The following is a 6713-nucleotide window of genomic DNA, read 5'->3' as shown; positions in this document are numbered from 1 at the left end:
CTTTCACCCCATGCTCCCCTGCAGTTTTTATCAGTGCTGAATATCTATCAAATCAAGTTGCCAGATCATCATGTCGGTATATTCGGATCGCTTCAATTCCGGATATTGATCAAGAGGCAGCATAAACCAGAGCGGCCCCTTGTCACGCACCCGCATGACAGCGCCATTGTCTTCCCATGCGAGGATGGGCTCGTATTTGGCAACCTTGTCCCATTCAATGCGGATCTGGAAACTGTTCAGTGCCGTCAACGTAATGGTCTTGCCATCCGCACCGACTGCAGCCAATACATCGGCCAGTTTTGGGCCTCTGTAGGTGTGCGGCTTATCCACCCACGGGTTGCCGGTCACTATCTCATGTTGCGGCAGAGCCTGCAGTTTGGCCAGATCAAACAATACCTTGCCATCAACGTCATCCGTCGAACTGATGTTGCCACCGACTTTCAGGATCACCGGCCCGGTCAGCGCCTCAGCAGCCATCACCGGCATGATGACCAATGAACACAGTAGCGTCAGCCAACCAAACATTTTCATATCGCCCCCAAATTTGCTGTCTCAACAGACTCATTTTAGCCAGATATAAAAACGGCTCGCCTTGAGCGAGCCGTTTCTCAAACAGAGCAAGGGGGATGATTACATCATGCCCATGCCACCCATGCCGCCCATGTCAGGCATGGCAGGGGTATCTTTCTTCGGCAGTTCGGTGACCATGCACTCAGTGGTGATCATCAAACCGGCGATGGAAGAGGCAAACTGCAGGGCGGAGCGGGTTACCTTGGTCGGATCCAGGATGCCCATGGCCAGCATGTCGCCATACTGTTCGCTGTAAGCGTTGTAACCGAAGTTGCCTTCGCCGTTCTTCACTGCGTTGGCAATGACGGAGGCTTCTTCACCGGCGTTGATGACGATTTGGCGCAGCGGAGCTTCCATGGCGCGCAGGGCAACCTTGATACCCACGTTCTGATCTTCGTTGTCACCACGCAGGCTTGTCAGCTTGGCAGCGACGCGCACCAGCGCCACACCACCTCCGGCAACCACACCTTCTTCAACGGCGGCGCGGGTAGCGTGCAGGGCATCTTCCACGCGTGCTTTCTTCTCTTTCATCTCGACTTCGGTGGCAGCGCCAACCTTGATCACGGCAACACCGCCAGCCAGCTTGGCTACGCGCTCTTGCAGCTTCTCTCGGTCGTAATCGGAAGAGGTCTCTTCGATCTGCTGACGGATCTGAGCAACACGGCCTTCGATCACACCGGCATCGCCCACGCCATCGATGATGGTGGTGTTCTCTTTGGTGATGACGATGCGCTTGGCACGACCCAGATCTTCCAGCGTCGCTTTTTCCAGCTCCATGCCCACTTCTTCAGAGATCACGGTACCGCCAGTCAGTACGGCGATATCCTGCAGCATGGCCTTGCGGCGGTCACCGAAGCCCGGCGCCTTGACGGCAGCCACTTTCACGATACCGCGCATGGTGTTGACCACCAGGGTCGCCAGCGCTTCGCCTTCCACGTCTTCGGCAACGATCAGCAGCGGCTTGCCCGCTTTGGCAACACCTTCCAGCACCGGCAGCATTTCGCGGATGTTGGAGACTTTCTTGTCAACCAGCAGGATGAACGGGTCGTCCAGCTCGACAGAACCGGTCTCTTGCTTGTTGATGAAGTAGGGGGACAGGTAGCCGCGGTCGAACTGCATACCTTCGACAACCGCCAGCTCGTCTTCCAGACCTTGACCATCTTCAACGGTGATGACGCCATCGCGACCCACTTTGTCCATGGCTTCAGCAATCAGCTTGCCCACTTTCTCGTCGGAGTTGGCGGAGATGGTGCCCACCTGAGCGATGGCATTGCTGTCAGCACACGGCTGGGACAGCGCTTGCAGCTCGGCAACAGCAGCCACCACGGCCTTGTCGATACCGCGCTTCAGATCCATCGGGTTCATACCGGCGGCAACGGCTTTCAGACCTTCGTTGACGATCGCCTGAGCCAGAACGGTTGCAGTAGTGGTACCGTCACCGGCGGCATCGTTGGCCTTGGAAGCCACTTCCTTGACCATCTGGGCGCCCATGTTCTGGAACTTGTCTTCCAGCTCGATTTCGCGCGCAACAGACACACCATCTTTAGTGATGGTTGGGGCGCCGAAGGACTTGTCCAGCACCACGTTGCGGCCTTTCGGGCCCAGAGTCACCTTGACGGCATCAGCCAGGATGTTTACGCCTTCCAGCATCTTGATGCGGGCTTCGTTACCAAACTTAACGTCTTTAGCTGCCATTTTTCTTCAATCCTTAAATCAATTCGGGGAAAAGGAGGATGGATTACTCTTCGACAATCGCCAGAATGTCGGTTTCGGAGAGGATCAGGACGTCCTGACCATCCAGCTTCTCGGTCTTGACACCGTAGCCTTCGTTGAAGATAACCTTGTCACCAACCTTCACGGCCAGCGCTTTGACTTCGCCATTATCCAGGATGCGGCCAGTCCCCACGGCAAGCACTTCACCGCGGGTGGATTTCTGGGCCGCAGTACCAGTCAAGACGATACCGCCGGCAGATTTGGCTTCAGCTTCGATGCGCTTGATGATGACGCGGTCGTGCAGTGGACGAATTTTCATCGATAACTCTCCCAAAATGAGTCTCATTGTTGCTTTGAGGAATGGCCGTTCCAGGCCAAATTAGATATGTCCCTGATGTGGGGCAGAGTTGCTAACCCTTCAAGGGCAAATACAAAAAAAAATTTTTCACGTACTATAAACATCTTCGATGGTTCCCCCATGTCCGCCCCTGGGGCAAGGTCGGTTCAAGCCGCCCGGTTTCCATGCCAGAACCTTCAGAGCCAGCTGTAGAGACGAGCCCTTGACCCGCACCAACCCCATGCTGACAGCCCCTATCCCGGTCGTACTGCGCCAGATGACGGGCCCCATGATCTTCGGCATCATCGCCATTCTGGCCTTCAACCTGGTCGATACCTTTTTTATCGGTATGCTGGGAACCGAAGCTCTGGCTGCCATCAGTTTTACCTTTCCGGTCACTTTTGTGGTTACCTCGCTGGCGATGGGATTGGGCGCCGGATTGTCAGCGGTGATCGGTCATACCCTGGGGCAGGGCAAACACGATGAGGCGGCCCATCTCGCCACCGACAGTCTGTTTCTGGCGGTGATCATGGTGGCCCTGCTCTCCGCGGGGGGCGCGCTCACCATCAAGCCTCTATTTACCCTGTTGGGGGCCAGTGCCGAGCTTATCTCTCTCATCCATGACTACATGCTGATCTGGTATCTCACCGTCCCCATGCTGGTGCTGCCCATGGTGGGCAATGCCGCCATCCGGGCGACCGGCGATACCAAAACCCCCAGTCTGGTGATGGCCGTAGCCGGGCTGGTCAACGGGGTGCTGGATCCTCTGTTGATCTTCGGTATCGGTCCCTTTCCCGAATGGGGGATCCGCGGGGCCGCCATCGCGACCTCTATCTCCTGGTTGATGGCGATGCTGGTCAGCCTCTATATCCTGCGTCATCGGGAAGGCTTGCTGTTGTGGCGCCTCTCGCCGCGAGCACGGTTGCTGACCCACTGGCGGGCGCTGCTCCATGTTGCCGTCCCCGCCTCTTTTACCAATATGCTCAACCCCCTGGCCAATGCGGTGCTGATGATGATTTTTGCGGGTCTGGGTACTGAAATGGTGGCCGCTTACGGCGCCGCATCACGGGTCGAGGCGCTGCTGCTGATCGTGATGATGGCCCTTGCCTCTGTACTGGCCCCTTTCATCTCGCAAAACTGCGGCGCAGGCAATCCGGCCCGCGCTAAAGCGGCGCTGCAAAGCTGCATGGGTTTTGCGTTGCTGTTCCAGCTCGCCATCTATGGCCTGACCTGGCTGCTTGCCCCGCTGATCGCCAATCTGTTCAGCGATCATCCGCAGGTCATTCGCCTGATTATTCTCTATCTGCATCTGGTGCCGATCGGTTACGGCTTTCAGGGCATGGTGATGCTGCTGGCCTCGGCACTCAATGGCGTGCGGGCATCCAGTATCTCGTTCTTGTTCAACGGATTGCGACTATTTGGTTTTCTGTTGCCAGGAGCCTGGCTGGGGGCAAAGCTGGGGGGAGAACAGGGGATCTATCTGGGAATACTGCTGGCCAATCTGGTGGCGGGCACCCTCGCGTGGTGGTATGCCCGACACCGCTTCGAGGCGTTATGCCATCAGGGTAATCCCTGATGGCATAACGCCTCGGATTTGCGTCTCGTCGATTACTCTTTACGTTCACTCTTTGCGCTCAAATTCACCTTCGATGGTGGTGCCGCCCTGCTTGGCGTTGCCCAGATGATCATCGGATGGCGCGTTGCCAAACGGCGATGGTGTTCCCTGCTGGAAACCACCCATCTGCATCCGGAACGGGTTGCTGCCAATCAGCTTGTCGGCCAGCTTGTTGCGCAGCCAGGGTTGCAGCAACAACACACCGAACATATCGGTCACAAAACCCGGGATAATCAGCAGCAGGCCAGCCAGCGCCAGCATCATGCCACCCATCACCTCGCGGCCCGGCATCTCGCCCATCTGCATCTTTTGCTGGGCGCTGAACAGGGTCTTGACCCCTTCACTGCGCACCAGAGAGGAGCCCAATACCGCGGTCAGTATGAGCAAGCCGACCGTCGGCAGCGCCCCAATCACTGAGCCGACCTCGATCATCACGGTGAGCTCCAGTACCACCAGACCCACCAACAACAGCAACAACTTGCCCATATCCACTCCAGCACCGGTAAATTGAGAAAAAGTGGCGTCCATCCAACGATGTCCAGAGGCGATGTTGCCGCCCCGTCATCACCACTTTCTGTCCTGAATAAATGGGGGCGCCCCCTCTCTTTTCAAGTTGGTCAACTGACGCTTACATCATCAGCAATCTAAAAAACCAGCTAACAGTCACAAAAATTTATAAAAATCATCATGATAAAAACTTCATAACATATGTGTACTTTCCTCAAAGTAATTTGAAAATGTCGCAAATTTAGTGATCCACCTCTAATAACCGATACCTCAATTGGAGTAGTATATTGATCAGTTTTTCGGGAAGTCATTCTCCCAACCGCCCCACTCGATGCGTGGTGCTTCAGGATGAGCTGTGCGCAAGGAACTCGCGACCACTCGGTGAGGATTTTTCCATTTATCTGATTTCTGAGGCATTACAATGAGCGACATCAAGAACGTCCGCATTGAAGAAGACCTGCTGGGCACCAAAGAAGTTTCCAATGATCTCTACTACGGTGTGCACACCCTGCGCGCTGTCGAGAACTTCAAGATCAGCTCTCAGAAGATTTCTGACGTTCCGGAATTCGTCCGCGGTATGGTGCTGACCAAGAAAGCGGCTGCGCTGGCAAACGGCGAACTGGGTACCATCCGTCCTGAAATTGCTGACAAGATCGTAGAAGCCTGCGACCTGATGCTGAACACCGGCAAATGCTTCGACCAGTTCCCGGTTGACGTTTACCAGGGTGGCGCCGGCACCTCCGTCAACATGAACACCAACGAGGTGCTGGCCAACATCGCCTTGGAGATCATGGGTCTGGAAAAAGGCCGTTACGATGTCATCAACCCGAACGACCACGTCAACAAGTGCCAATCCACCAACGATGCCTACCCCACCGGTTTCCGCGTGGCTGTCGTCAACAGCACTGATGTGACCCTGCATGCGCTGGAACACCTGATTGCGGCATTTGATGCCAAGGCCGAGGAGTTCAAAAAGATCCTGAAAATGGGCCGTACCCAGCTGCAAGATGCGGTGCCGATGACCCTGGGTCAGGAGTTCCACGCCTTTGCCGTCACCCTGCGTGAAGAGATCAAGTCCATCAAGCGTTGCCAGGATCTGCTGCTGGAAGTGAACCTAGGTGCCACCGCCATCGGTACCGGTCTGAACACCCCCCCCGAGTACTCAGAGCTGGCCATCAAGCGTCTGGCCGAGATCACCGGTCGTGCCTATGTACCGGCAGAAGATCTGATCGAAGCCACCTCCGACTGTGGTGCCTACGTCATGCTGCACGGCGCTATCAAGCGTCTGGCCATGAAGCTGTCCAAGATCTGTAATGACCTGCGTCTGCTCTCCTCCGGCCCGCGCACTGCACTGAAAGAGATCAACCTGCCGGAAATGCAGGCTGGCTCCTCCATCATGCCGGCCAAGGTCAACCCGGTTATTCCGGAAGTGGTCAACCAGTCCTGCTTCAAGGTATTCGGTAACGACATCACCATCACCTTCGCCGCCGAAGCCGGTCAGCTGCAGCTGAACGTCATGGAGCCGGTGATTGGTCAGGCGATGTTCGAATCCCTGAGCCTGATGGAAAAAGCCTGTATCTCCCTGCGCGAGAAGTGCGTGGAAGGGATCACCGCCAACCCGGAAATCTGCATGAACCACGTGCTGAACTCCATCGGCATCGTGACCTACCTGAACCCCTTCATCGGCCACCACGAAGGGGATATCGTCGGCAAGATCTGTGCCCAGACCGGCAAGAACGTCCGCGAAGTCGTGCTGGAGCGCGGCCTGCTGAGTGCCGAGCAACTGGACGAAATCCTCTCCATCGAGAACCTGATGAACCCGCAATACAAAGCCAAGCGTTTCACCCGCGAAGCTGCCGTTTAAGCGAGTGTGGGCCGGGACTCCCCGGCCCATAAAGTCAGTTCCCGATTGGTCTTTACCCCCAGCCCAATCAGGAATTGGCTTTTGGCCAAATAAAAACCAAAAAACTA

General features: G+C 56.1%; 7 protein-coding genes (1 of these 7 only partly in view). 2 read left to right on the top strand and 5 right to left on the bottom strand.

The window, feature by feature from the left end; translation table 11 throughout:
• From NMD14_04230 to NMD14_04215, 4 genes are all read right to left on the bottom strand, one after another.
• A protein-coding gene (locus NMD14_04230) for a bifunctional diguanylate cyclase/phosphodiesterase (GenBank protein ID XEI33640.1) crosses the window boundary here: on the bottom strand, positions 1-7 show its beginning. It extends 1925 nt beyond the left edge of the window; the window shows 7 of its 1932 coding nt (coding positions 1-7); its start codon is at positions 5-7; its stop codon lies beyond the left edge, outside the window.
• A 23-nt stretch (positions 8-30) separates the two neighbouring features.
• A complete protein-coding gene (locus tag NMD14_04225; protein ID XEI33639.1) occupies positions 31-531 on the bottom strand; it encodes a molybdopterin-binding oxidoreductase in 501 nt (166 codons plus the stop codon).
• Positions 532-630: 99 nt separating this feature from the next.
• Positions 631-2265, bottom strand: a complete 1635-nt coding sequence (gene groL / locus NMD14_04220; GenBank protein XEI33638.1) for a chaperonin GroEL — start codon at positions 2263-2265, stop codon at positions 631-633.
• A 43-nt stretch (positions 2266-2308) separates the two neighbouring features.
• A complete protein-coding gene (locus NMD14_04215) occupies positions 2309-2602 on the bottom strand; it encodes a co-chaperone GroES (protein ID XEI33637.1) in 294 nt (97 codons plus the stop codon).
• 241 nt (positions 2603-2843) lie between these two features.
• Between NMD14_04215 and NMD14_04210 the strand changes: the two genes are divergently transcribed.
• The gene (locus NMD14_04210) at positions 2844-4196 is read left to right on the top strand and encodes an MATE family efflux transporter (protein ID XEI33636.1); all 1353 of its coding nucleotides are present in this window, start codon (positions 2844-2846) and stop codon (positions 4194-4196) included.
• 45 nt (positions 4197-4241) lie between these two features.
• Here the strand turns inward: NMD14_04210 and NMD14_04205 are convergent, their stop codons facing one another.
• Complete coding sequence (locus tag NMD14_04205) at positions 4242-4721, bottom strand: FxsA family protein (protein ID XEI33635.1); 480 nt, start codon at positions 4719-4721, stop codon at positions 4242-4244.
• 442 nt (positions 4722-5163) lie between these two features.
• On the opposite strand from NMD14_04205, the gene aspA reads away from it, so the two are divergent.
• Positions 5164-6606 (top strand): aspartate ammonia-lyase, encoded by a 1443-nt coding sequence (gene aspA, locus NMD14_04200; GenBank protein XEI33634.1) that lies wholly within the window; start codon positions 5164-5166, stop codon positions 6604-6606.
• The last annotated feature ends 107 nt before the right edge of the window (positions 6607-6713 follow it).

Source organism: Aeromonas veronii (assembly GCA_041319085.1).
Taxonomy (GTDB): domain Bacteria; phylum Pseudomonadota; class Gammaproteobacteria; order Enterobacterales; family Aeromonadaceae; genus Aeromonas; species Aeromonas veronii_F.
The sequence above is the reverse complement of the archived record's forward strand: the minus strand, read 5'-3'. Positions and strand labels throughout refer to the sequence as shown.

Coding starts and splice junctions, on each gene's coding strand:
- groL (XEI33638.1), bottom strand. CDS start 2,265: ATGGCAGCTAAAGACGTTAAGTTTGGTAACGAAGCCCGCATCAAGATG.
- NMD14_04225 (XEI33639.1), bottom strand. CDS start 531: ATGAAAATGTTTGGTTGGCTGACGCTACTGTGTTCATTGGTCATCATG.
- aspA (XEI33634.1), top strand. CDS start 5,164: ATGAGCGACATCAAGAACGTCCGCATTGAAGAAGACCTGCTGGGCACC.
- NMD14_04205 (XEI33635.1), bottom strand. CDS start 4,721: ATGGGCAAGTTGTTGCTGTTGTTGGTGGGTCTGGTGGTACTGGAGCTC.
- NMD14_04215 (XEI33637.1), bottom strand. CDS start 2,602: ATGAAAATTCGTCCACTGCACGACCGCGTCATCATCAAGCGCATCGAA.